This is a genomic window from Bacillus sp. MYb56 (genome assembly GCF_002976445.1).
In the GTDB taxonomy this organism is placed as follows: domain Bacteria; phylum Bacillota; class Bacilli; order Bacillales; family Bacillaceae_G; genus Bacillus_A; species Bacillus_A mycoides.
Genome location: NZ_PCOH01000003.1, coordinates 82,495 through 105,597 on the forward strand (window position 1 = coordinate 82,495; position 23,103 = coordinate 105,597).

The 23,103-nt window shown below is 34.3% G+C and carries 28 protein-coding genes; 8 read left to right on the forward strand and 20 right to left on the reverse strand.

The annotated features are described in order from the left end of the window. Positions 1-17: 17 nt before the first annotated feature. The 6 genes from CQ058_RS05165 to CQ058_RS05190 form a co-directional block, all read right to left on the reverse strand. Positions 18-389 (reverse strand): hypothetical protein, encoded by a 372-nt coding sequence (locus CQ058_RS05165; RefSeq protein ID WP_000461762.1) that lies wholly within the window; start codon positions 387-389, stop codon positions 18-20. Positions 390-478: 89 nt separating this feature from the next. Beyond that, positions 479-1,054, reverse strand: a complete 576-nt coding sequence (locus CQ058_RS05170; RefSeq protein ID WP_105589509.1) for a histidine phosphatase family protein — start codon at positions 1,052-1,054, stop codon at positions 479-481. Between the two features lie 123 nt (positions 1,055-1,177). After that, a complete protein-coding gene (locus CQ058_RS05175; RefSeq protein ID WP_002193121.1) occupies positions 1,178-2,269 on the reverse strand; it encodes a serine hydrolase in 1,092 nt (363 codons plus the stop codon). A 100-nt stretch (positions 2,270-2,369) separates the two neighbouring features. Next, entirely contained in the window at positions 2,370-3,005 is a 636-nt protein-coding gene (locus tag CQ058_RS05180; protein WP_002193122.1) for a cupin domain-containing protein, read from the reverse strand. Positions 3,006-3,166: 161 nt separating this feature from the next. Beyond that, the gene (locus CQ058_RS05185; RefSeq protein ID WP_000109008.1) at positions 3,167-3,328 is read right to left on the reverse strand and encodes a hypothetical protein; all 162 of its coding nucleotides are present in this window, start codon (positions 3,326-3,328) and stop codon (positions 3,167-3,169) included. 65 nt (positions 3,329-3,393) lie between these two features. Next, complete coding sequence (locus tag CQ058_RS05190) at positions 3,394-3,510, reverse strand: hypothetical protein (RefSeq protein ID WP_002031004.1); 117 nt, start codon at positions 3,508-3,510, stop codon at positions 3,394-3,396. 131 nt (positions 3,511-3,641) lie between these two features. On the opposite strand from CQ058_RS05190, the gene CQ058_RS05195 reads away from it, so the two are divergent. Then, positions 3,642-4,064 (forward strand): YfmQ family protein, encoded by a 423-nt coding sequence (locus CQ058_RS05195; protein WP_002168706.1) that lies wholly within the window; start codon positions 3,642-3,644, stop codon positions 4,062-4,064. A gap of 53 nt (positions 4,065-4,117) precedes the next feature. Here the strand turns inward: CQ058_RS05195 and CQ058_RS05200 are convergent, their stop codons facing one another. Genes CQ058_RS05200 through CQ058_RS05220 form a run of 5 tightly spaced genes read right to left on the reverse strand, consistent with a single transcriptional unit; the run spans position 4,118 to position 9,909 of the window. Continuing rightward, positions 4,118-4,951 carry a hypothetical protein gene (locus CQ058_RS05200; RefSeq protein ID WP_002193123.1) on the reverse strand — a complete coding sequence of 278 codons (834 nt, stop codon included), beginning with the start codon at positions 4,949-4,951 and terminating at the stop codon, positions 4,118-4,120. A 20-nt stretch (positions 4,952-4,971) separates the two neighbouring features. Next, positions 4,972-6,234: an MBL fold metallo-hydrolase gene (locus tag CQ058_RS05205; RefSeq protein WP_002193124.1), complete on the reverse strand. Its 1,263-nt coding sequence runs from the start codon at positions 6,232-6,234 to the stop codon at positions 4,972-4,974. Beyond that, on the reverse strand, positions 6,231-7,901 hold the full coding sequence (locus CQ058_RS05210; RefSeq protein ID WP_105589510.1) for an ABC transporter permease: 1,671 nt from the start codon (positions 7,899-7,901) through the stop codon (positions 6,231-6,233). The genes CQ058_RS05205 and CQ058_RS05210 overlap by 4 nt, the downstream gene beginning before the upstream one ends. A gap of 12 nt (positions 7,902-7,913) precedes the next feature. Further along, entirely contained in the window at positions 7,914-8,939 is a 1,026-nt protein-coding gene (locus CQ058_RS05215) for an ABC transporter substrate-binding protein (protein ID WP_002186207.1), read from the reverse strand. After that, positions 8,917-9,909 (reverse strand): ABC transporter ATP-binding protein, encoded by a 993-nt coding sequence (locus tag CQ058_RS05220; RefSeq protein WP_002186208.1) that lies wholly within the window; start codon positions 9,907-9,909, stop codon positions 8,917-8,919. The genes CQ058_RS05215 and CQ058_RS05220 overlap by 23 nt, the downstream gene beginning before the upstream one ends. 161 nt (positions 9,910-10,070) lie before the next feature. Here CQ058_RS05220 and CQ058_RS05225 point away from each other — a divergent pair, with 161 nt between their 5' ends. Next, positions 10,071-10,964, forward strand: a complete 894-nt coding sequence (locus CQ058_RS05225; RefSeq protein WP_002126660.1) for a LysR family transcriptional regulator — start codon at positions 10,071-10,073, stop codon at positions 10,962-10,964. Between the two features lie 40 nt (positions 10,965-11,004). On the opposite strand, the gene CQ058_RS05230 is transcribed toward CQ058_RS05225, so the two are convergent. Together CQ058_RS05230 and CQ058_RS05235 are read right to left on the reverse strand one after the other, a co-directional pair. After that, positions 11,005-11,529 (reverse strand): outer membrane protein assembly factor BamD, encoded by a 525-nt coding sequence (locus CQ058_RS05230; protein ID WP_002086429.1) that lies wholly within the window; start codon positions 11,527-11,529, stop codon positions 11,005-11,007. A 126-nt stretch (positions 11,530-11,655) separates the two neighbouring features. Continuing rightward, positions 11,656-12,924, reverse strand: a complete 1,269-nt coding sequence (locus CQ058_RS05235; protein WP_002193126.1) for an MFS transporter — start codon at positions 12,922-12,924, stop codon at positions 11,656-11,658. A 117-nt stretch (positions 12,925-13,041) separates the two neighbouring features. On the opposite strand from CQ058_RS05235, the gene CQ058_RS05240 reads away from it, so the two are divergent. The 6 genes from CQ058_RS05240 (at position 13,042) to CQ058_RS05265 (ending at position 17,077) form a co-directional block, all read left to right on the forward strand. Next, entirely contained in the window at positions 13,042-14,256 is a 1,215-nt protein-coding gene (locus CQ058_RS05240; protein ID WP_002189092.1) for a helix-turn-helix domain-containing protein, read from the forward strand. 66 nt (positions 14,257-14,322) lie between these two features. After that, complete coding sequence (locus CQ058_RS05245) at positions 14,323-14,502, forward strand: H-type small acid-soluble spore protein (protein ID WP_001025736.1); 180 nt, start codon at positions 14,323-14,325, stop codon at positions 14,500-14,502. Between the two features lie 181 nt (positions 14,503-14,683). Beyond that, a complete protein-coding gene (locus tag CQ058_RS05250) occupies positions 14,684-15,019 on the forward strand; it encodes an antibiotic biosynthesis monooxygenase family protein (protein ID WP_002141167.1) in 336 nt (111 codons plus the stop codon). 11 nt (positions 15,020-15,030) lie between these two features. Continuing rightward, positions 15,031-15,354 carry a hypothetical protein gene (locus CQ058_RS05255; RefSeq protein WP_002189090.1) on the forward strand — a complete coding sequence of 108 codons (324 nt, stop codon included), beginning with the start codon at positions 15,031-15,033 and terminating at the stop codon, positions 15,352-15,354. Between the two features lie 650 nt (positions 15,355-16,004). Further along, positions 16,005-16,415 carry a hypothetical protein gene (locus tag CQ058_RS05260; RefSeq protein ID WP_002011979.1) on the forward strand — a complete coding sequence of 137 codons (411 nt, stop codon included), beginning with the start codon at positions 16,005-16,007 and terminating at the stop codon, positions 16,413-16,415. 74 nt (positions 16,416-16,489) lie between these two features. Beyond that, complete coding sequence (locus tag CQ058_RS05265; RefSeq protein WP_002189089.1) at positions 16,490-17,077, forward strand: VanZ family protein; 588 nt, start codon at positions 16,490-16,492, stop codon at positions 17,075-17,077. Between the two features lie 82 nt (positions 17,078-17,159). Here CQ058_RS05265 and CQ058_RS05270 read toward each other — a convergent pair whose 3' ends face one another. The 7 genes from CQ058_RS05270 to flhF all read right to left on the reverse strand — a co-directional run bounded on the left by CQ058_RS05270 (position 17,160) and on the right by flhF (position 23,097). After that, entirely contained in the window at positions 17,160-17,330 is a 171-nt protein-coding gene (locus CQ058_RS05270; RefSeq protein ID WP_002011981.1) for a DUF3951 domain-containing protein, read from the reverse strand. 62 nt (positions 17,331-17,392) lie between these two features. Then, positions 17,393-17,704, reverse strand: a complete 312-nt coding sequence (locus CQ058_RS05275; RefSeq protein ID WP_105589511.1) for an AzlD domain-containing protein — start codon at positions 17,702-17,704, stop codon at positions 17,393-17,395. Next, the gene (locus CQ058_RS05280) at positions 17,695-18,423 is read right to left on the reverse strand and encodes an AzlC family ABC transporter permease (RefSeq protein WP_002126646.1); all 729 of its coding nucleotides are present in this window, start codon (positions 18,421-18,423) and stop codon (positions 17,695-17,697) included. Before CQ058_RS05280 ends, CQ058_RS05275 begins: the two co-directional genes overlap by 10 nt. Then, positions 18,413-19,249, reverse strand: a complete 837-nt coding sequence (locus tag CQ058_RS05285) for a TrmB family transcriptional regulator (RefSeq protein ID WP_002189088.1) — start codon at positions 19,247-19,249, stop codon at positions 18,413-18,415. Before CQ058_RS05285 ends, CQ058_RS05280 begins: the two co-directional genes overlap by 11 nt. A 176-nt stretch (positions 19,250-19,425) precedes the next feature. After that, a complete protein-coding gene (locus CQ058_RS05290) occupies positions 19,426-20,724 on the reverse strand; it encodes an NtaA/DmoA family FMN-dependent monooxygenase (RefSeq protein WP_002189087.1) in 1,299 nt (432 codons plus the stop codon). A 245-nt stretch (positions 20,725-20,969) separates the two neighbouring features. Beyond that, a complete protein-coding gene (locus CQ058_RS05295) occupies positions 20,970-21,743 on the reverse strand; it encodes a flagellar basal-body rod protein FlgG (protein ID WP_033733080.1) in 774 nt (257 codons plus the stop codon). A gap of 43 nt (positions 21,744-21,786) precedes the next feature. Beyond that, the gene (gene flhF, locus CQ058_RS05300; protein WP_002193128.1) at positions 21,787-23,097 is read right to left on the reverse strand and encodes a flagellar biosynthesis GTPase FlhF; all 1,311 of its coding nucleotides are present in this window, start codon (positions 23,095-23,097) and stop codon (positions 21,787-21,789) included. Positions 23,098-23,103 lie beyond the last annotated feature (6 nt).

Sequence of the window (23,103 nt, forward strand, 5' to 3'; positions counted from 1 at the left end):
GCTGCTTCCTTACTTATCTATTCATAGTCTTCTTCATCATCGACTTCTTCATAATACGAACTCCCATTGCTTACATATATAGGACCGTTCGCAACATCAATACGTAGTACCCATGCCCACGGCACAGCTAAACGTTTATGTATTGCTCTCCAAAAGTTCATTGATTTTCTTTCGTACTCCTGGAACTCCTGAAGTAACTCTTTATAGGAGGAACCGTCTAACTGAATATTTGCTTCTAATAAACGAGAATGGGCATAGTACTGTAACTCTAGTTCAGCAGCAATCTCCATTTCTTCTTCCGTTGCCATACCTATAATTGCTCCATCTGCTGGTGCGATTTCATATACGTTGTGAACTTCAATAAGCCCTTCTTTCTCTTTCTCAAACATGTAAACAGCCTCCTTTAACAAATATTTTTTATGTTACAAAGTCATACTTCTACAATACTTTCTCTCTTTCCTCTTTTTTTGATAAACTTTTACAAAATGTTTATCCGATGACCTGTTTTCTCTATTCTTTCAGCAGAAATGAAACGATTATTATCAAAAGTTAATTTGTACACATCGGGCATATGAAGTGTTTTCCAAAACTGAAAATCATATTTCGAATCAAAATAATTCATTAGTAATACCATAATATTCCCATGAGTGCCTATTACAATATTCTTCCCTTTATATTTTCCCAATATATTTTGCATACATAATACAGCACGCCTCTGCGCTACATCATTTGATTCTCCGCCTTCGTATGCAAAAGTCCAGTCTTCCCATACCTTCTGAATAGCATCGTTCAAATCTGTTACTGGCTCTTTACTTAATAACCTTTCCCGTAAATCTTCTTCCAGTTGTATTGATAAATTATATGTATTCGCAATTCCTTGCACGGTTTGAATCGCCCTTTTATACGGGCTAGAAATAACAACATCAATTTTTTTATCCTTTAACAAACTTGTTACATTACCTGCATCAATCTCTCCTTCTTCAGATAAGGGACGTTCCCTTTCTTCCTTTGTATATGTAGAGTGAGCGTGGCGAACGAAATATACTGTAGTCATTATTCAACTTCCTTTCTTAGTTTCAATCTATATTCCATGCAGTAAATAGGAAATCCTGTATCATGAATAGAAAAGAGCGCCTTTTAAAAAGCGCTCTTTTGTTTACATAATAAAATTATTCCATTATAACTTTCTTCTGAATTCTTCATCTGTTATAGCATCTTGAATAAAATAATCTATATTATTTCTCAGCTTTTGATATGCAACTTGATCTTCTATATCGTTAAACATAATTACAACTTCTACCTTATTCCCTTTCTTATCTGTAGTATACAAACTTTTTGTCAATACGAATGCGGTAGAACCACCTTTTTGACCAGCATATTCCAACTTACTATTTTCAACTGTTCCTTTAAAAACATTATCAATTTCATCTTGCATTGATTTTGGAAAATAATTTCTACTATTTATCTTTTCCATTAAACTCAAATAATCTTTAGCATTTGCACTCACTAATCGATCTGACCAAATACGCTGGAATTCCATATCTATTTTTAATGGTATATCACGTTTCTTCCATTCACTTTCATCTTTCATCCATTCATGTATTTGTAACACGTGTTTATTATATTCATCATTAGACATGTTACGTATCATTTCTAACGATTGATTTTCTGGCTCATTAAGCTCTTTTTCTACATACCCTCTCATATATAGTGAAGCAGTATACGAAGAGAACTTGTCATGACTAGTAAGTTCTAACTCTTTTAAACTATCATTTACTCTTTCTATTCCAAGCTTATCTAACAAATATGTTGTATTCGCATTAGAACTATAATGAATCATCCCTTTAGCCACTTCTTCTAAAGCAATCTGTCCATTTTGCACTAACTCTCTCACTTTTGAATCTTCTAACCAGTCAGGATGCGCTCCACCATCAGTGTTTTTAACATAATATTTTTCTAAATCCTGCAATGAAATTTGTTCATCTCGACTTATTTTTCCTTCTGACACTTGCTTAGCAAATTCAACTGCTATTACGATTTTTGCCGTACTTGCTAATGGTAATTTTTTATTTTCATTTACAGATGTTACTACTTCACCGTTTTTTCTAATAAGTAATGAACATGTTTCATCACCTTTATGTTCTTTTATGTACTTTAATACGTAATCAGGATCTTCTTTTGACAAATAGTACTTCATAATAACAAAGAAAGCTATAACAGCTACTACAATCACTCCTGCAACAATTCCTATAATCTTTAATATGTTCACAATATGCCCCCTCTATAAATTCCCTTCTATATAATAATTATAACGAATAAAAATACAAAATTATACAAAATAGAGTAACTCTTCCTAAAAAAAGAAAGAGTTACTCTATTTCACATGATGTTATTTGTCCATTTAACGTAACAACTATATTTGAGTCGTCACTTTCTTTAACGCTATTTAGTCGATTTGAGTTAGGAGGACCAATTACAACTGACTCCTTAATTGGCGAAAGGTCCTTTCCTAATTTTTCTGCACTTACACCGTATGCAGCTTGAAATACTTCTGGCGGTGTTAATCTAAGTATGTCTGATCCTTCTGCTGTTTCAAACTGATCGTTATTGAAGAACAAATGTAATTGTACTTCTTCTGTTACCGCTGTAATCCAATGCCACCATCCCATTGGAATAAAGACAGTTTGCCCCGCTTTCACATGATAATTTTGCAATTGATTCGTTTCGGGATTTAAAATGGATGTAACTGCTTCTCCTGATACAACAACATCTAATTCCCACGCATTCGGATGCCAATGTGGTTCCCGCATATGCCCTTTCGTCATAAATAAATCAACAAACGCCCCTCCTATCATCGCAGGTAACTGCGTTGAGGTAACTTCATATGCAACGTTTTTCTCATCTCTTTTAAAAAAGACATTTTTTCTCGAATCAAAGAAAAGGTTTGGAGTTCCTGAGCTTTTCTTTAAATTTTTATTATCTGGAACATAGCCTGAACTACTCATTTTATCCCTCTTTTCCACTCCGAACATTTCTACTTTCACACTGTATCGTATGGAAAAAATGTATGAATGTGCCTATCATTCACATAACAAAAAAACATGCCTTCATGATGAGAGCATGTTTTGTGATTTTTTTCACATTATTTAGTTAAAAAATAAACTTTTTACTTACCATGATGTAACATTAAATCACTAAGTTCTTCTTCAATGTGATTTAATTTCGCAACTCCTTCTTTCCACTTATGAATATAACGCGATACCCCGACAATAAATAAAACGATAATTGTAGAAAGAATAATACCATATACGATTGTTACAGTACTCATAGTTACACTTCCTTATAATTAGTAATGTTGTTATTAGTTATATTTTTATTATAAACCTTTTTCTTTTAAAATACTTCGATTTCAACTTTTTGTAACAAAATTGATTTTTCTAATATTTCGTTCATAAAAATGGAATATTTTTCACAAATTATACAAAACTTCACCATATGTACTATTGCCACATGAGTTATATTGTTAAATAGGATAAAGTGAAATTTTAGTCAGTACGGGGTATCTATCCCACACTGATTATTAGCCCGCACCAACCAGGATTTTACGGACCGTTACTGTGGGATAAAGGGGATGAAATACTATGACGACTTGGTTTATTGTAATGTTAGTTGTATTTGGAGCATTTAAAATTATTGTTTCTAGCCTTCCTAACTCTGCTATTGAATCCATTATTAGCAAGTACGAAACACATCCACAACTTGAAGAAGAGAATGTGACTGTTACAATCAATGGAAATAACTTAGAAGGCGAAAAGAAATCCAAAATTATTCATGATTTTAACGAAGGATTATTTTTAGATCGCTATTATGCACCACCACACAATGAAGGCACTCCTTTAATTATCACTGCAAAACGTGGCAAAAAAGATTTTACATTTTATATTTATAGTCATGAAGAGCATGTTGATGTAGTAAAACAACATAAAAAGAAGGTAGTTGCTTATAGTTTACGCTCTAAAAACCTTCAAAATAATGATATGTTCGTGTCAGCTGATTTAGCTTAATACTCATATATTAGAAGAAGGAATCCATGTGCCATGGATTCCTTCTTTCCTATTTACTGAAAAATAAGCTCTGTCTTCAAACTATCTTTCGGTAACAACCATCCTTTTTTCTCTATACTCGCCATTAATAATTCTCTTTGTTTTGTCGCGATACTTTCCTCAGTTGTTTTAAACGACACTTCTATTACGAAGTCATCTTCTATCTTCCCGGTATTACTTAGTGGCCAAACTTCAATATTCGTTTTAATATTTTCAAATTCAGCTGTATACCTTTTCATTAATACAGGACCATAAATACGAGAATTCTTGAGCATTTCTTCTCCCCAATTCGTATACAACCATTTGTTCATTTTCCCTGGCAACTTTTCTATTAACATGTTTTGAGCGGCTCGTTCGTTTGGTAAATCAAGTACTCCATATCCTTTAGCACTGTAACTTTTCTTATTTGAAATACTTAACGTTTTCTTCTTAAATCCCCAATCTATTTCCGCCTCATAATTATCAGTTTTACTATCAAATCCATCCTTTTTAGCCACTTCTAGTGCTTCTTGAATTACACCATTTTGAATAGGATATCTTTTTTTATATGTTAGCTCAAAATCTTTACTAAATTCTTTCTTTCGAATTCTCGCAAACCAACCTTCATTACTTAAATTTTTATTTGCCGTATCTAAAAATTGCACCTGTATTCTTTCATAATTTGTACCAGCCTGAAAATATTCTAGTACCTCTTGCTTCATCTCTTTGTTATAACCTAATACTTGTTCTGGCTTTAATAATAACTTCACTTCAAAGCTAGGTTTCATTGGACTAGCAGCAAAACCTTCCTTAACGTTATAAAGGAAACAACAAAAGAAAATACTTACGAATACAAATACTTTTTTCATATACCAATCTCCTTTACATTTTATATGACTTCTACACATTCCATTGCAAGTGAATACACATTTTCATATCCTGCTATGCTAAGCTTTTCCTGCAATCGATCCGTATCCTCTTTCAAAGCATGTACTAACACCGTATGTTCTGGTAATAGTGTATTTAACATTTCCTTAACGTCACTTATACTTTGATGAACTTTATATGGAACTCGCTTCACCCTACATTCTTTACCTACACGTTCCTTCAAAACTTTTTCTGCAAAACTTCCTTTAGCAATATGTCCAGTAAAGATAATCGAATTTCGTTCTTCATGCCGAAGTTGTTCATAATACAACTGTGCTCGTTTCGTTTGCATATTCGCATCACTCATTACAACTATTCCGTAACTATTTTGCATACAAATTTCCTTATCCATAACTATTATGTTTCTTTTTAAATCCTCCACAACCCGTTCAAGTTTTTCATTATTTTTTAACCAATCTTTATATATGAACATCTCTTCAAATCCAGCAAAAATTTCTTTATCTACTATAATTGGAAGTTCTTGATATCGTTCATATAAATACAATACTATATCTTGCGCCCTACCAAGTGAGGGCAGTGGTAGTAATGCCGTTCCTTTATTTTGAGCAACTCGTTCAATTTCTGCACATAATTCGTCTACTCGTTCCTTTTGTGAAACATCATCAGTGTGATAAGCGGCATCTACAATTGCAATTTTTATATCGCTTCGCAAATCTTCAGGTAAATTAGCTCGTAGTATATTAGATTCTGCTGAATAATCACCAGAATAAAATACGTATGTATTACACATATCCACTAAAAACCAAACAGCTCCTAATACATGCCCACTATACCCCCATTGAAACCTCAACGTTGGTGTAATCTGTATCCATTCATTTGGATTACTAATCTCATCAATACATACATAATTTAAATCTTTAATATTTTGATCGTTATAAGGTAAATTCCACCCTTTTGAAAGATTGTAGTTTCCCCATTTTTCAAAATAAGCTGGAAGTTGCTCCTTCGTATAACGAGTCGTCCAAATTTTTTTCTTATATCCATACTTCGTCAATAAAGGTAAACCCATCGTATGGTCTTCATGAATATGTGATAAAAATACTGCATCCAAAAATGGAACAACTTCTCTTTCTATTTTAGGATAACTATCCTCATATGATCGATTAATACCACAATCAAATACTATTTTTGTCTCTTTATTTTTTACAAAATAGCAGGAACGACCGTATTCTCCCGCTCCTCCCCATACTTCCATCCTCATCATGCTACCCCTTTTCGTTTTTGCTCCATATGTTGCAGAAGTAATAAGCACATTGTTGTAAGCCCAACAGAAACAACAGCCATTGCCATTCCTATAGATACTTCTCCTTGTTCAAATTGAGCAAAAATAAACGTTGCTGACGTTTCTACTGATGGAGGTAGTACGAGAAGCGAGGCTACTAACTCTCTTATCGAAATCGTAAATGTCATCGCCCATCCAGCAAGAATTCCTGGAATAATAAGCGGCAATATTATTTTTCTAAAAATATAAATATAATTCCCGGAAAAAATACTTCCTGCCTGTACAAGAGAATCATCAATTTGTCCGAGCGATGCTTTTACATACTGCACCGTATAAGGTAAAAAGAGAACAACATACGTTACGATAACCATGACTGGTGTATTGTAAATTGACATAGGCATATAGGGTGAATTCCAAAATAAAATAAGCCCTACAACCATCACTATTCCTGGTACCATATTCGGTAACATGCCGCACATATCAAGCCATTTTTCAGAGGACTTTTTCCCCTTTCGAATCATAAGCGCCAAAAATACGCCAATAATTACAGCAACAATCGCCGTTACGAGTGAAAAAAGAAAACTGTTCCATAAAGCTTCTAATCCTGGAGAACCAATTGTAAATAATGCTTCATAATGGCTTGTTGTAAAGTTATTAAAATGTAAGCCACCGCCTCTTAACTTCGACAAAGAAGCAATAAGTATAGAAAAGTATGGGATTCCAATTGCTACTATTAGTAAGCCAATTACATAAACCCATGCTATAACGCGCGCAAATATAGACAAAGTATACCTTTTAGATTTCACACCTTTTCCACTAACCATTGCATATGTATACTTTCGATTCAATACATTTTGCATATACCAAATGAGCATACACGCACTAAGTAATAAAGAAGATAATGCTGTGGCACTGCCAAAATCAATCGGCCAACTAGAGATAAATTTATGAATCTCAGATGTTAACACATGGAATCCTATTCTACGTCCGAATGTAGCTGGTGTTCCAAATTCAGCAATCGTCTTTACGAAAATGAGTAAAGCACCCATTACATAACTTGATAACAATAACGGTAGTATTATCTTTCTTAAGCGATAGAAAAAACTTCCACCATGAACTGCTGCAGCTTCTTCTTTACTACTCCCAATCTGAAGTAACGTGTTTTTCAACATGAAGTAAAGGAATGGGAATAAATGCAGACTCATAATTAAAACCATACCGCCTAAACTAAAAAACGATGATGAAATCGGCTTTAAAGCCGGAAAAAATCGTTCAAAATAACCGTTAGGTTGCATGAACAAAATCCAGCCCATCGATCCGATATAGGGCGGGGTCATAAATGGGATCATAAAAACAATATCTAACTTACTATACTTTCCTACATCTGTTTTGCTCATAATGAACGCCAATGGAAACGCAAATATTGTAGCTCCTATTACAACGAGTACACCTAGAAGCATCGAATTTAGAAAAATACCAGCTAATCCACCACTCTGCATGACTTCAAAAGGCTTTAAAAAATTCCAACTGCTATTTTCATATACACTAGAAAATAAAATGAGAAAAAGCGGAATGACGATTAACATCGCCACAAGTAACAACGCTACTGTCATTCCAACTTGTCTTACTGATACGAATCGATTTACCATGTAATCACCATCTTATTGAAATACTTTCTTAAATTGTTTTGCTATTTCATCTTGTTCTTTCTCAACTGTTTTCCAATCAATATTTAATACTGGAATCTCTTCTACATTCGGTCTATTTTCAGCTTTTATATCTTTTCTACCTGGCAACAAATACGCTTTAGAAACTTGTTTTTGCACATCATCTGATAATAAATAATCAATAAACTCTTTTGCACCTTCTACATTTTTACTATCCTTCATAATGCCTGCTGCACGTGGACTAATGACTGTTCCGCTTTTTGGATATACGATATCAACCGGTTCACCCTTTGCTTTTGCACTGTACGTCATATAGTCAACACCCGCGATTACCATATCTTTCGCTCCTGTTACAACTGGGTCTAACGCTTCTTGGTTTGCCCCAGCTACTGTAACTTCATTTTTCTTAAGCTGTTCAAATAAATTCCATCCATCTTGTCCATTCTTTTTCACATATCCTGTTACAAAGTCTAAAGCTGAACCTGAAAGTGCTGGATCTGGAAGATTCACTTTCCCTTTCCATTCTCCTTTCGTTATATCGCTCCAATCTTCAGGTGCTGTCTTCACATTTTTTGTGTTATACACAATTCCTAATGCTGAAGCACTATATCCAAAATAATGTCCTTTATCATCCGACCATTCAGAACGAAGCTTATCAGCTTGTTTTGCTTCTTTATAAGCTAACGTTTGCCCATCTTTTTTTAATCCTTCCATCGCTGGTAAAGAAGCAAGTACGACAACGTCAACGACTGGATTTTTCTTTTCAGCCTCCATTCTTGCTAAAATCTTACCTGTTGTTCCTTGAAACATTTCTACTTTTATCCCTGTTTTCTTTTCAAAGTCCTTTTGGATTTTTTCTGCTAATCCTTTTGGTCCTGCACTATATACAACAATTTTCTTTTCATTATCATTTTTATTTTTTGCATCTACACTGCCTGTCTTTGAGCTACAACCTGTTACTACAGCAGAAAATAGTAAAGTACATACAAATAAAGACTTAAGCGAACTGAATTTCTTCATACGATTCTCCCCCTATATGATGAATACATTTTTTTGGTACATATAACGATACCGGTTTACCAACGCTTAGCTTACTATTGTGATAAGCTGTCCATACACCGAGTGTCCCCATGTTTACTTTCACTTCATAACGTTCTCCTACATATGTAACGTGCTGAACTTCACCTGTATACATTTCGCACAAGTCATTTTTTGTCCAGCTCACATGCTCTGGACGAATCATTTTTTTCCCCTCTACAAGCCAATTTGCCTTACCAATAAATTTTGCAACAAATTCATGAGACGGTTTCACATAAATGTCTTCTGGTGTTCCTTTTTGTAATACTTCACCCTGCTTCATGACAATAATTTGGTCTGACATTGACATAGCTTCTGTTTGATCATGTGTTACATACAATGCCGTTAAACCAATTGAATGAACGATGTCCATAAGTTCTAATCGCATTTCTTCTCGCAAAATTGCATCGAGTGCACTTAACGGTTCATCGAACAAAATAAAATGAGGTTTCGTTACAATTGCTCTAGCAAATGCGACACGTTGCTGCTGTCCACCTGAGAGTTCATGCGGATATCTTTTCTCCATACCTTGCAAACGAACTCGCTTTATCGCATCTTCTACCTTTTCTCTTAAGTGATTCGTTTGCTTTGTAGCCCTTAAACCAAATGCAACATTTTCAAATACAGTCATATGCGGCCATAAAGCAAAATCTTGAAATACCATGCCGATATTCCGCTCATGAGGAGATGTTTTTATCTTTTTAGCAGAAGAATACATGCACTTATCTCCAAAATACATTTCACCTTTATCCGGTTCCTCAAGCCCTGCAATCATTCTAAGTAAAGTCGTTTTCCCGCATCCTGAAGGTCCTAAAAGTGTGGTGAATTCCCCTTTTTTCATTACAATCTGTAACGGCTTTAACGCCTGTGTTTTCCCAAATGCCTTTTCTAATCCATGAATTTTAATATCCATCGTTTCACCTCTCTCCCCTCATTCTTAACCTGCTTTCATTCTATCTGGAAGTTTTATACTGAATGTTAATGTACTGTAAAGATTAAATTAAAAAATCTCTAATAAACTATTTATTTCTATAGATTTTTTCTATAGTTAGAAGAAAAAGGGGCCAACTTATCATGAATCTCTTAAAATTAGAAATTGTAGTGCTTATTAAGAAATACAAAAAGCTTACTATTGTTGCAGAAAAACTTGGCGTTAAACAACCTACTATTACGTTTCATATAAAAAGCTTAGAAGAGGAACTTGGTGTGCCTTTATTTGAATTACGTTCCGGAAGGTATTTCTTAACAGAAGCTGGTGAAGCGTTGCATCATTATGCTTGTAAAATAGATGCACTTATGAAAGAAGCTAGGCGGGTCACACAAGAGTTTAAAGATTTTAATAAAGGCGCTATAACAATTGGTGCTAGTTATGTACCCGCGACTTATCTTTTACCAGAAGTTGTTCACCAATTTCAATGCGAATTTCCAAATATAAAAATAACACTCATAGTAAAAACAGCTCCTGAAATTCGAACGATGCTACAAAATCATGAAATTGATCTCGGGGTAATTTCTGCGGCACCGTTTGACGAACCACTTCTAAAACAAATGAATGTAATGCCTGATACACTTGTTCTTGCCTTTTCCAAAGAACATCATCTTTCTAAAAGAACAAATGTATCATTACAAGATATCGAAAAAGAACGTATATTATTGCATCGTAACCCATCTACAACGAGAGATTTACTTACACAATGGACGTTAGCACATAACATTACATTCCAATCAGAAATTGAACTAGATTCATTAGAAACGATGAAACAAATTTTAAAATATGGTAATGGGGTTGCCTTTATTTCAAAACTTGCTATTGAGCAAGAAGTACAACGAAATGAGCTATGCTATATACCGATCCCTGATTTTGAATTTCAGCGTAATATTTATACCATTCATCATGAGGACAGATGGAATTCTAAAATAATTTCTTTTTTACTACATAGCATTACTTCTTTTGCAGAAAAAAATTAAAAGGCTGTCGTTATACACGACAGCCTTTTAAACTATAACTCTATTTGTTTTTCTTATCCTCAATTTTTGCTTGTGCCTCTTCAGCCTTATCTAATGCTTCTGAAACTTTTTTCTCTTTTTCTTTTACATCATCTATACTATCAACAGCTTTAATTAATTTATCGATTCCTTCTTCATTTACCTTTTTTCGTTTCGCTACTCTTTCATTTACTTTCTCTTCCACATCTTTTGCTTTTTGAAGCATATTCTCTGCATTTGATGTCACAGCTTTTTCAAGTGCATCATCTTTTTTCTTTTGTAACACTTCATTTGCAATATCTTTCGTTTCTAAATACTTACCGTCTTTTAATGCTGTCGCACCGCGATCTAGTAACTGAGCGACTTCTTTATATGCCTTCGCTTCATTTCCTGATTTCTCTTTTTCCGCTTTTTCAAACCACATAATCGCATCACTATATTTTTCATTTTTCAATGATTGCATACCTGTTTCAATATACGTGTCATAATTACTACATCCAGTCATTACGACTAACAGAAAAAGCATTACAAAACTTAATTTTCTCATGATGTTTTCTCCTTTTCTTTGCCTGCTCACTATACTGTAACATACATGAAAAAGAGTTTCAAAAACTAAAATACTAATTTGGTCATTTTTATTATTTCCAGTCAATTTTTTATTACTTTCTTATTTTTAGGCCGACACATCCACTTGCTTTTTCGCCACTTGCTTTCTTACTCCAACTAATACAACTAATAATAACCCTCCACCTAATGTCATCATAACAATGCTAGTCGGTAACATATCTAATAATAATCCATATACAATCATACCAAGCGGTGCGATTGCGGTAGAAATTGTTTCAAGTAAACCGAAAACGCGTCCTAAATAGCTTGGGTCTGTCGTCTTTTGAATATGTACTTGCATAGGTATATTTACAACCATCATTGATATACCAGTTAAAATCATAAAAGCGATATAGTAAATAAAACTTACTACTTTCGGAATGGTAACTAACAATGGAAAGACTGTACATAAACTCAAGCCCGCAAATAAAAACAGCCCAATATAAACAGAGCGAAACGGATTATTCACTTCTTTACGTACTGATAAAACAATTGCACCAATTAGCATCCCGACTGCTAACATTCCCTCTACAACACCGAGTTGCTTCGAGGATAAATGCAAATTTTGAACAATAATATACGGAAGTGAAACGAACAGTGCACTCGCAAAAAAGTTTACCCCTACTGCAATTTTCATTAAACCATATATTTCATGCTGTCGTTTTACATATGAAAAACCTTCTTTTATACTCGTCAAGAAATGCTCTTTACTTTCGGCCAATTCTTTTTTATATAAATCAAATACGATGAATAATTGTACAATAACTGCTAAAAAGAATGTAATACTATTTAACAGGAAAAATGTTTTGATTGAAAAGAAACCAAATACAACTCCTCCAATAATCGGTGCTAAAATATTCGATAAAGATGCTGCCGTCTGGTTCAAAGCACTCGCTTTTTGAATACGCTCCTCGTCTACTAAATTAGGAATAGACGAAGTTAATGCTACAGAATAAAAGCTTGCACAAATTGATAATAATGCTGCTGAAACATAAATAAAAAGAAGTGATGGCCCAAACATAGTAGCAAGAATAAACATAATAAGCATTGTTAAGCTACTTAATAAATCAGTACCAATGACAAGCCATCTTCGGTTCACACGGTCAGCTACAGCACCTGCAATTGGTCCACAGATCATTCTTGGTATTGATCCGCAAATGAGCGTAGTTGCAAACCCCATACCTGAACCAGTTGTCTTTAATACGTATAACCCCATTGCAAACGTATAAATACCCGCCCCTAACAAGGACGTCATTTTTCCAATCATCATTAAAATAATATTTCTCGTTGCAATCTTCATTTTCCAATCATTTTGACCTATACTTACATCCCCCATTATGACACTCTCCCTTTAAAAGTTAAATTGTGTTAAACTTATTATATATAAAACTTTCCAATTTTTACAACGAAAAGTTTAATTATATTTAACTTTTTGATTATAAAGGAGCATATGATGGCTACTCTCGGCGAGAAAATTAAAACGTTACGAAAAGAAAAAAAGCTTACTCAAACTGAATTAGCAGGTTCAGAACTGACAAAAAGTATGTTAAGTCAAATTGAAAATGGAAAAGCTACACCTTCCATGAAAACATTACAATACATCGCTGAAAAACTTGGATGCGAAACGAGTTTTTTACTAGAAGAAGATGATGTAGAAATTGTAGAAATCATTCAACAAATGGAACAACTAATAAAGGCAAATAAATGTGATGAAGTATATGAGACTTTACTACCTATCGTTCAAAAAGAGCTACCTTCTACTTTAAATACCGCTCGTTTATATAAACAATTTGTAACAGCTGCGGCGATTATGAAAGATTACAACATTGAATATTACGTTGAAAAGGCTACTTCTATTTTTGAAAAATATACGTTATACCGGGACAGTACGGAAACAAAATTAAAATTATCCTTTACGATATTCACACGTAAAAAGTATGGTGAATGTTTACAACTTATAGCTAGTATTAGAAATGATTATGAGGAGAAACATTTAGAAATGGATCTCATTATACATATCGAGTTATGTTTATATGAAGCCATCATTTTACTAGCATGCGGCGATTATGAAACATGTGAAAAAACAATATTAGAGGCACTCGAGTTTTCAAAAAAGCATCAAGTATATTTTAAAACAGACGAATTTTATCGGATTTTATCTTACCAAAAAGTCATTACAGCTGATAAAGAACAATATTTATATTACATAAAAAAATCTGAGCAATTTGCCATTTTTACAGAAGATACTCTATCCATTGCGATTATTGATATTTTAAAAGCTTACTACTACAACACGATTACTAATGAATATACAATCGCATTAAAACATCTAGAACAATTTCGAGAGAAACTAAAAGATGAGCCACTTTTTCAAGACGACGGATTGTATTATCTTGAAAAAGGAAAAGCTTTATACGGATTGAAACGTTACGAGGAAGCTTTACAAGCATTGCAACGTGGTATCATGCCGGATTATATGAACCATCCACTTGATCAAGCGTGGCTTACAACAGCAGGTGCATATCGTGCCCTTTGTTATGTAAAACTTAACGATAAAAAAAGGGCTCTGGAGGAAGCTACAGAAGCCGCTCAAAAGATACAATCCTACCCGGATTCCATCTTTTCTTCTTTTATTAAAGAAACATTACAAATAATACAAAAACTTTAAAAATGTCTCGAAATGGTATATTATTCCTCCTTTTTTGCAAAGATAATAATGATGGGAGGAATATAAATGAATATACAACGCGCAAAAGAGCTTTCCGAGTCATCTGAAGAAGCCAATGTCAGTTTTCAAGGCATGCCTGTTATGATTCAACACGTCGATGAAAGCAACGAAACCGCCCGCATATATGAAGTAACAAATCCAAAACGCGAATTAACTGTTCCAGTTAATAGCTTAGAGGAAATATAAAAAATGCCACTTCTTTTTTTTGAAGTGGCATTTTTCTTACTTTAGATTACTTAATATAAATCCCTTCTATCCTCTGTTTTACAACACCTAAAAAAAATAAGAATCTTCTACTTCTTTTTTTAACCTGCTAAAATACAAACTATGAATTAATTATTCGCACTATACATTAAGGGGGAAAATAATGAAATATGATTTAGAAAAAAACAAGCCCTATTATGCAGTTATATTCACTTCTAACCTATCAAATGATACAACAGACTATAGTACCGTTGCTGAAAAAATGGAAGACCTTGCGAAACAGCAACCTGGATTTTTAGGTGTCGAAAGTGCACGTGATAATTCCGGACTCGGAATTACAATTTCTTATTGGGAGTCACTTGAAGCAATTGAAAATTGGAAAAGGAACGCCTTACATAAAGAAGCGAAAAAAAGAGGCCGTGAGCAATGGTATGAAAATTTCCACCTGCGCATCTGCCTTGTTGAGAAAGAATATAAGTTTCAGAGAGAAATCTTGTAAAGGAGTTTCATATGCCACTAACATTACTATTACTCATATTCATAATAATTCCCTTCATTTCAGCATTAGCTCTCATTTTTATGACGGTTAAAAAAGGAACTTTTCTAAACCGACCACACTTACAATCATTCATCGTATGCACTCTATTCTTTGCGAATTGGATATTATATTTAACAAATTTTTATTCATTACTACCTGAGAAAGTTAGTCAATTTATATTCCTACCCATTTGGTTTTTCCTTTGCGTTTTAGGTTTAATCATTTTCACACGCGAATGGAAAAACAATCGTGTTTTTTCCATATCTATCGGTTTTCTTTCTTTTATCCCGCATTAACGGGCAGTAAAACTCCCACCTCAAAATTCGGCTGAAGCAAAGAAGTTAGGTGAGAGATTAACTGCCCGTAAACGCCCGATTGGTTCAACTAATAATCAGTGGGGGATACCCCCCACTGATTAAAGTTTCACTTTATTAGTTTTCTATTTGGGTTATTTTTGTTAGTTCTTTCGGGAATGTGACTGTGAAATGGTAGTAAAAACCTAATCACTTTATTTCATTAACAGCTTTGACCTGAACTTGGTATAATACCAAGTTCGGGTCTATTAATTTCTCCTTAATTTTTATGTAATTATTATATCTCATCTATTTTACACTATCTTCTTGAAATCATTCCACAGTCTTTTAAACTTAGAAATTCATAGTATCAAGGAATTGTTCAGCTGCTTCATTCTCCTCAATATACTTTTGAAGTCGTATATTCATGATCCCCATATAATCATACCAATTTTAATGAATTCATTAATCACTTTTTAACAATTGAACTATCTTATCTTAAACAAATTGAAACTATATGGCATTTTCTTAATGATTGTAAAACCATTGTAAAAATTATAAATCTTTATATCTTATTATTTATATATACAGTTAAATGGATTATTATCTTTATTGAGAAGGCCTCTCAATAATAAAATAACAGGGAGAAAAACATGAAAACAAAAATTTTTTCTATTATTACAGCTTTAACTTTAATGACATGTTTCGCTATACCAACATTAGCAGCATCTAGTAGTTACAGTTTTAAAATGGACTATCGAGTGGTGGATGGTAGTAAAAACAAACAGTTCCACACACTGTCTAAAGGAAGTGTATATATCAATGGGAGCGCATATGTATATTCTACTGATGGAGGAGCGATGGGACCTTACGATGTAAAATATACTCTGTACAGATCTGCATGGGGTTCGGACCCTAGTTATGGAACAGTTAATGGTGGCATAAATAAATCTTTCTCTGGTGCATACAATGTTGATACAAATTCAAATGAATACTACTTATTTATTTGGAAAACAAATGACGATGGACAGAATGTAAAAGGGAACGGAAAAATATCTAATTAAAATATTGCTACTAAACTATGATGTCTAATAATAGACATCATAGTTTAAATATGAAAATATGAGGGATTTTAAACATGCTAATTGACTTTGATGGTTTTATTCTTATTGGAGCATTTATTATATGGTTATTTTTACTCCTCTTTTTTAAGTTACACCTAAAAAAGAGGAACATGTACTTACTATTTTTTTCAATATTTTATTTGTACCTTTGTGTAGTACTTAATTATACCCAATTCCCAATTATTATAGATGAAAATATGAAAAAAGAAATTGGACAAAATGTTTGGAGAGATGCTAATTTTATACCATTCAACACGGAGCATTTCGCTATCACAACATCATTACTTAATATACTACTAACAATTCCTTTTGGCTTTGGTTTTCCTTACATAAAAAAGACGAATTTCAAACAAGTTGTTTTATCAGGAATTGTCTTAGGATTCTTGTTAGAAATTCTACAACTTTTATCAGCACTTTATGCCGGATTCACTTTTCGATATGTCGATATAAACGATGTAATTTTTAATTGTATGGGTGTCATTTTAGGGTATGGTATATCAAAAGGCTTTACCCTTGTGTATAGAACATTTATACACAAACTTGATATTAAATTGAATTCCTTTTTAAGATATATTTATGAAACGAACAATTCCTCAACATGACTTCCCTTTTACATTAGCATGTTCTATAACGTTTTATAGAACATTATAAAGCAAGAAAAATAGAAGAAAGAAAAGCCTTCATTCAACTTTTCTTCCTTCTATTTTTACCTTTAGATTTTATTGTCATAGTTTCACAAGGTGTGTAATAAATTTGAGGTGTCGCCTTATCAACAAACATCATAAACGTAATAAAACCGATAATAAAAAAAATAAACAACGTTAACAATATTGCTCCTATCGTTAAAAGTATCATAACACCACCCCTATATATTTCATGTTATTACACCTTTCGCTATTATATGAGCTGAATCCTTTTTAGAAAAATAAACGTAACAAAATAATTACAATGACTCCTGTTAATACTGTTCCTAATAAACTACGAGTATATATCGCTACGAAAAATGTAGGAATTGCCGCAATGATATAATCCCACTGCACTGTCTCATGCATAAATAATACTTGTGCTAAAAGTGCTGCTAATATCGCAATTGGTATGTAATTTAACCATTTTAAACCCCAGTCTGGAATTTGTAGTTTACTAAATACGAGAAGAGGTAAAATACGTGGTACGAGTGTGACAACTCCGGCTGCTAGTAAAAAGAATAATACGTCCAATCTTACTTCCATTTTTCAATCACCACCCCGATTGTCGCAGCTAAAAGTGTTGCGATAATAACTGCTATACTATCTGGCATAAATAAGTGTGAAACGTATGCGATAATAATCGCTACAATTGCAACACTTAGATGAATGGCTAGTTTCGGTTTACTACTTATTAGCTGAAGTACAAATAATCCGATAAACATCGCTGGTAACGCATAATCCATTCCGTACGTATGAGGATCTGGTATCCACTCTCCAAAAAGCCCTCCGAGAACTGTAGCTAAAATCCAATTTAAATATGCTGTTACATTAAGTCCCATCATCCATTTCTCGCCTAAATGGCCTTTTTGTGCTGCTTGTTGCACTGCAACGCCGAAAGTTTCATCTGTAATTTGCGAACCAATTATTAAATTTTTAAAAAGAGGTATCTTAGTGAAGTAAGGTGCGAGTGCAGCACTCATTAATAAGTGACGTAAATTAACAAAGAACACAGTAAAAATAATTGCCGAGGCTGGGGCACCCGCTGCATACATACCCGCTAATATAAACTGAGCAGAACCTGCGTAAATTAATGTGGACATAAAAGCAATTTCTATGATCGAGAAACCTGCTGTTTTCGCAATAACACCAGCCGCTATACCGATGCTCAAATATCCAAATACAGTTGGTAAACAATCCTTTACACCTTGCTGAAATGAATCATCGCTCTGCAGTGTCATATGTGCTTGAGCTTTATTCACCATTATCTCCCTCCATTTCTTCCATAGTACGTTTTCCTGTTACGACATGAACTAAATCTATGTTTTCACGCCATAATGTATCTAATTTATCAGCTCCAAACTCCTTCGTAATCTCCTCCACCATAATGTCGTGCCGAACATATTCTGTAGCGACGAGAACTAAAGCTGGATCATACGTTGTAACGGCCCATGAAGTGCTATCATTTGAAAAATTAGCAATTAATACTTCTTCCCCATCACGCGCGATAACAGTTAAATGACCACCCATTCTCTTTTCAACGACGTGAGGTGTCATATAATTATGGTGAAATGTCGCTCCTATTTTTGTTTCTGGAGCACCAAATAAAATTGAAAAAATATGTACGCCTTCCGCTTCCTTTTGATGAATGAACGGCTCAATCTCGTGCACTTGATTTTCCCATACAGAAATCCATAACTCTTCTTTTGCTCTATTAATTATATTGCATATTTCTTTCAAAACACGATCATTTGAGCGAATATGCGAAATTACATCAATTTGTCGCTCTTGTTCTAAACAATTTAATTTTCGGTCTAAAAATTCAAAGGACTTTTCAAAATCTTTTCGCATTCGATCCATTAATTCCGTAGCTGGCACTGGTACATATTTCACTGGTTCAGAAGGAACGATATGCACCGCTCCTTTATCCATCAACTTGCCAAGTACTTCATAAATCATCGAACGCGGTACGCCTGTTTGTTTACTCACTTCATAACCTGTTACTGGATAATGTTTTAATAGTCCAATATACGCTTTACATTCGTACTGGGAAAAACCTAACTTTTGTAACTCCTTTATTATTTCATCCATCGGTAACCCCTCACAATTTATATAGCTCTAATTTCAAAACGACGATTTCACTTTCCATTAGTAGTTATTGCTATACCTACTAATATAAAAAAGAAGCCTCTACAAGTCAACTGACAATTCCGAATTTTTATTCGAAATAAAAAGCCTTCTTTTGAAGGCTTTTTGTGCATAATGAATTATTTCAACTGTAGAGCATTTGATATATTACCCTCCAAATGCTCACGTAAGGTTGAACCTGTATACTCTTCTCTAAATACACCTGCTCTCACGAATAAAGGAATGACCTCACTAAAGAATAAATCCAATGATTTTGGAGGTCCCCCTGGAATTACAATAAATCCATCTAGTGCTCCTGCTTCAAACCTTTCCATAATTTGTTTGAAAACGTCTTGTGGTGTACCAATTGCAACCCAATGAGCAGAACCAACAACTTCTGGTCGTTCTAGTATTTGCTCAACAGTTGGTTCATGTTTTATGATGAAATTCCGTAATAATTCGGCATGTGTTTTACTACGTACAGCTTGATTTCTACTTGGTAGCATATGTTCAGTAACCTTACTTTCTAATGGCATCCCTCTAACATCTAATCCGAGAACCATTTCGAGTAAAGCGTACCTCTTCTCTTTTGTAAGGTGTTGATGAGCTTGCCTGTGCATTTCTAGCGCTTCTTCATATGAATCGCCAATAAAGAAATATAAACCAGGCAATACACGTATATCATCTTGCTTTCGGCCATGCTTTTCTGCTCTTCTTCTTAAATCTTGACGAAGTTCGATTCCTGATTCTACATCTGGCATTGCGGCAAAAATCGCATCCGCAACAGAAGCAGCGAAATTCCGGCCAGACTCTGAAGCACCCGCTTGAAATAAAGGCATTTCCCCAGAAATATGTTGCGGGATATTAAGTGGACCTTTCACCTCAAAATGCTCACCACGATGCTCAATTGGCTGTACCATCTCTCTAATTACATCTGCGTTGTCTTCTTTCAAAACTTCATAAGGGTGGCTCCTCCAAAGTTTTCTTACTAACTCTGTACATTCTGCCGCTTTCGCGTATCGTTCCTCAGATGGTGGCATCCCTGCCTCACCAAAGTTTTCAGCACCATCAATTGATGTGACAATGTTCCATCCTACTCGGCCGTTACTAATCCAATTTAAAGATTGTAGTTGCCTCGCTAGTATATATGGTGGATAAAATGATGTTGAAGCGGTCGTAACGACTCCAATTTTTTCTGTTGCATAAGCAATAGCAGTAAACAATAGTGTTGGATCTAAAATTACATTCCCCTTATTACGTGCAATTAAATCTGGATGTGCCACTAAATAATCCGCTTTAAAAACAAAATCTAACTTGGCCTTTTCTGCCTGTAGTGCCAACTCTACTTGTTCATCTATCCCTGAATTAAACATACTCTCTTGTTCTTTCTTTCTAGAAATCAAACATAGTCCAATGCAAAGCTGTTTTTTTGTAGACATATGTACACACCTTCCCCTTATTTTTAATTTACCTAGTTAAACAAATGATACGACCCTAACAGCTTCTATTCTTATTAAAGATAAAATGATATTGATAATCATTATCATTTTATGGTGTAACTATAATAAAAGCAACAATAAAGTGAAACTTTAATCAGAGGAGGAGCTCCCATCCTCTGATTATTAGCCTTCACCAATCGGGCTTTTGCGGGATAAAAAAAAGACCACCACTAATTGGAAGTCCTTTATCTCAATATTTCATTCGCTTCTTTTTCATAAATTTTATCAAACGAAGTCATGATGCGCTGCGATGCTTGAATCATTTTTTGATTCGTCATAAGGTCAGCCATTTCGTTCGTCATATCCACATTTGAATTTTCTAGCATATGATTACGTACTGCCCCTGTTCCATTCGGTAAATCAGCAACGTTTCCTTCTGCTAGTGTAAAACTTTTATTTTCACGTTGTACGAGGCGAGCGTTCGTTTCTACGTCTACTGTTTTCGTTTGCAGACGGGCAATATTATTTTGTGTTGCTTCATCGTATAATGTACCGTCTGCTTGTACAGCTACCTTTGCTCCTTCTGGAATACGAATACGTTCATTATTCTCACCCATTACGAAAGCACCAGATGCTGTTTGTAAATAACGATCACTATTTAATGTAAAGCTACCATCTCTCGTTAAAAATGTTTCATCATTTTTAGATGTAACGAAAAATGATGATGTGCCAGCCGCACCGTCGTCTAAAAAGAAATCTGTAGCACTATTTGTCATTTGTACATTTCCTTGTACTAAGTTCACATGCGTCGCAGCTGGTACGACAGCGTAATCGACCGAGCCGATATTTGTCGCCGATCCGTCTCCGCGGCGATATGTGTCTTGCACATCAAATACTTTAGACGTCATGTTTTCTGCTTTAAATCCTGTCGTTTGGGCATTTGCGACGTTATTCGAATGAACATTAATATGCTGCATGTAATTCATCATACCCATAGAACCTATATAAAGACCGTTCATACTCGTTTGAATAAGGCAAGTGCCTTATTCTTCACCTCTTTTCTTACGATGTTTGTAACATTTGTTTTGCTAAATGTTCAGCTGTAGCGATATGTATATGTTGCTTCACGTCTTGTCCATCTGTCATTAATACAATTGGAGCTGATGATACAGCTGGAATTTTCAACAATTCACCGCTGCTCGCTGTTTCATCAAATTTCGTAAACACGATACCATCTATATGAATATCTTTAAAGTTCGTAATAATTTCAATCATGTCTTTACTTTTCATGGAAGCTGATAACGTTAAACAAATATAGTCTGGCTCTACTTGTCCCATCGTCTCAATCATCTCTTCAACTGTCTCTGACGTACGATAATTTTTACCGGCTGTATCTATTAATATATAATCGACGCGCGCTTCTTCTTTAAAATAACTGAGTGCCCTTGTCATAGCTGCTTCATCTCGCACAGCGATTACTTCTGACCCAATTGTTTTTACGTAATCTTGTAATTGCTGCACTGTTCCAATGCGAGAGTGGTCCGTCGTAATAAAACCAACTGTTTTTCTCTTAGCATGAAACTGCCATGCCATTTTCGCAAGTGTCGTCGTTTTTCCAACACCAGTTGGACCTATTAATGCAATCGTTTGTACTTCTTTTTCAAATACGTTTTCAGTATTGAAATGAGATCTCATATCTTCCAATATGTATCCGATGACTTCCTCTTCTGTAATCATCGTTGCATTCTCAAACTTCACTTTTAATTTTTCAGCATATGCATGAATGAAATATTGTTCCACATCGTTTTGTTCTAACATCCGAATTACTTTTTGAATAATAAATGGCACAGATTCCTGCTTTTCTTTTTTAACAACTACTTCTTCTTTCTTTACAGGAACAGCTTGTTTCACAGCAGGCTGTTTTTTCGTTACTTTCGTCGCCTCCGTATGTTTCACAACGACAATCCCTTTTTCAAACAGTTGTAATAGTTTCTCTTTTTTTCTTGCCCATTCTTCACTATTTCCTGTTTGCATCGCTGCGTACGGCATAGAAGTCGTTACGTTTTCTAAATTGTGCAGTACCGATTGAATTCCATTTGCCTTCACAATTTCTTCTGAAGGTTCATTTACAACATCCATTAATTGTTCATGAAATTGAGTTACGCCTTCGTTACTTTCTTCCTGTTTATCTTCAGGAAAAGCGACTAACATTTCATAATTCTTCTTCCAAAAAAACGGGATGTTTCGTTTTACACTTTCATCGACAACGTAGTAATAATCTGTACCATATTGGTCAAATAACTTTCGATACAATTCATTTTTCGAAGCTGCTTTTATTCGCATTAACGCTTCTTTTTTTTCTGTACTTTCCATTACTTC

Bases quoted from the DNA above. Each gene is read 5' to 3' on its own strand.
- CQ058_RS05195 (WP_002168706.1), top strand. From the start codon at position 3,642: ATGACGACTTGGTTTATTGTAATGTTAGTTGTATTTGGAGCATTTAAA.
- CQ058_RS05290 (WP_002189087.1), bottom strand. From the start codon at position 20,724: ATGTCTACAAAAAAACAGCTTTGCATTGGACTATGTTTGATTTCTAGA.
- CQ058_RS05295 (WP_033733080.1), bottom strand. From the start codon at position 21,743: ATGAACGGTCTTTATATAGGTTCTATGGGTATGATGAATTACATGCAG.
- CQ058_RS05255 (WP_002189090.1), top strand. From the start codon at position 15,031: ATGCCACTAACATTACTATTACTCATATTCATAATAATTCCCTTCATT.
- CQ058_RS05170 (WP_105589509.1), bottom strand. From the start codon at position 1,054: ATGACTACAGTATATTTCGTTCGCCACGCTCACTCTACATATACAAAG.
- CQ058_RS05280 (WP_002126646.1), bottom strand. From the start codon at position 18,423: ATGGTGAATAAAGCTCAAGCACATATGACACTGCAGAGCGATGATTCA.
- CQ058_RS05165 (WP_000461762.1), bottom strand. From the start codon at position 389: ATGTTTGAGAAAGAGAAAGAAGGGCTTATTGAAGTTCACAACGTATAT.
- CQ058_RS05260 (WP_002011979.1), top strand. From the start codon at position 16,005: ATGAAAACAAAAATTTTTTCTATTATTACAGCTTTAACTTTAATGACA.
- CQ058_RS05245 (WP_001025736.1), top strand. From the start codon at position 14,323: ATGAATATACAACGCGCAAAAGAGCTTTCCGAGTCATCTGAAGAAGCC.
- CQ058_RS05270 (WP_002011981.1), bottom strand. From the start codon at position 17,330: ATGATACTTTTAACGATAGGAGCAATATTGTTAACGTTGTTTATTTTT.
- CQ058_RS05200 (WP_002193123.1), bottom strand. From the start codon at position 4,951: ATGAAAAAAGTATTTGTATTCGTAAGTATTTTCTTTTGTTGTTTCCTT.
- CQ058_RS05180 (WP_002193122.1), bottom strand. From the start codon at position 3,005: ATGAGTAGTTCAGGCTATGTTCCAGATAATAAAAATTTAAAGAAAAGC.
- CQ058_RS05185 (WP_000109008.1), bottom strand. From the start codon at position 3,328: ATGAGTACTGTAACAATCGTATATGGTATTATTCTTTCTACAATTATC.
- CQ058_RS05215 (WP_002186207.1), bottom strand. From the start codon at position 8,939: ATGAAGAAATTCAGTTCGCTTAAGTCTTTATTTGTATGTACTTTACTA.
- CQ058_RS05220 (WP_002186208.1), bottom strand. From the start codon at position 9,909: ATGGATATTAAAATTCATGGATTAGAAAAGGCATTTGGGAAAACACAG.
- flhF (WP_002193128.1), bottom strand. From the start codon at position 23,097: ATGGAAAGTACAGAAAAAAAAGAAGCGTTAATGCGAATAAAAGCAGCT.
- CQ058_RS05235 (WP_002193126.1), bottom strand. From the start codon at position 12,924: ATGGGGGATGTAAGTATAGGTCAAAATGATTGGAAAATGAAGATTGCA.
- CQ058_RS05225 (WP_002126660.1), top strand. From the start codon at position 10,071: ATGAATCTCTTAAAATTAGAAATTGTAGTGCTTATTAAGAAATACAAA.
- CQ058_RS05205 (WP_002193124.1), bottom strand. From the start codon at position 6,234: ATGATGAGGATGGAAGTATGGGGAGGAGCGGGAGAATACGGTCGTTCC.
- CQ058_RS05285 (WP_002189088.1), bottom strand. From the start codon at position 19,249: ATGGATGAAATAATAAAGGAGTTACAAAAGTTAGGTTTTTCCCAGTAC.
- CQ058_RS05230 (WP_002086429.1), bottom strand. From the start codon at position 11,529: ATGAGAAAATTAAGTTTTGTAATGCTTTTTCTGTTAGTCGTAATGACT.
- CQ058_RS05240 (WP_002189092.1), top strand. From the start codon at position 13,042: ATGGCTACTCTCGGCGAGAAAATTAAAACGTTACGAAAAGAAAAAAAG.
- CQ058_RS05250 (WP_002141167.1), top strand. From the start codon at position 14,684: ATGAAATATGATTTAGAAAAAAACAAGCCCTATTATGCAGTTATATTC.
- CQ058_RS05210 (WP_105589510.1), bottom strand. From the start codon at position 7,901: ATGGTAAATCGATTCGTATCAGTAAGACAAGTTGGAATGACAGTAGCG.
- CQ058_RS05265 (WP_002189089.1), top strand. From the start codon at position 16,490: ATGCTAATTGACTTTGATGGTTTTATTCTTATTGGAGCATTTATTATA.
- CQ058_RS05275 (WP_105589511.1), bottom strand. From the start codon at position 17,704: ATGGAAGTAAGATTGGACGTATTATTCTTTTTACTAGCAGCCGGAGTT.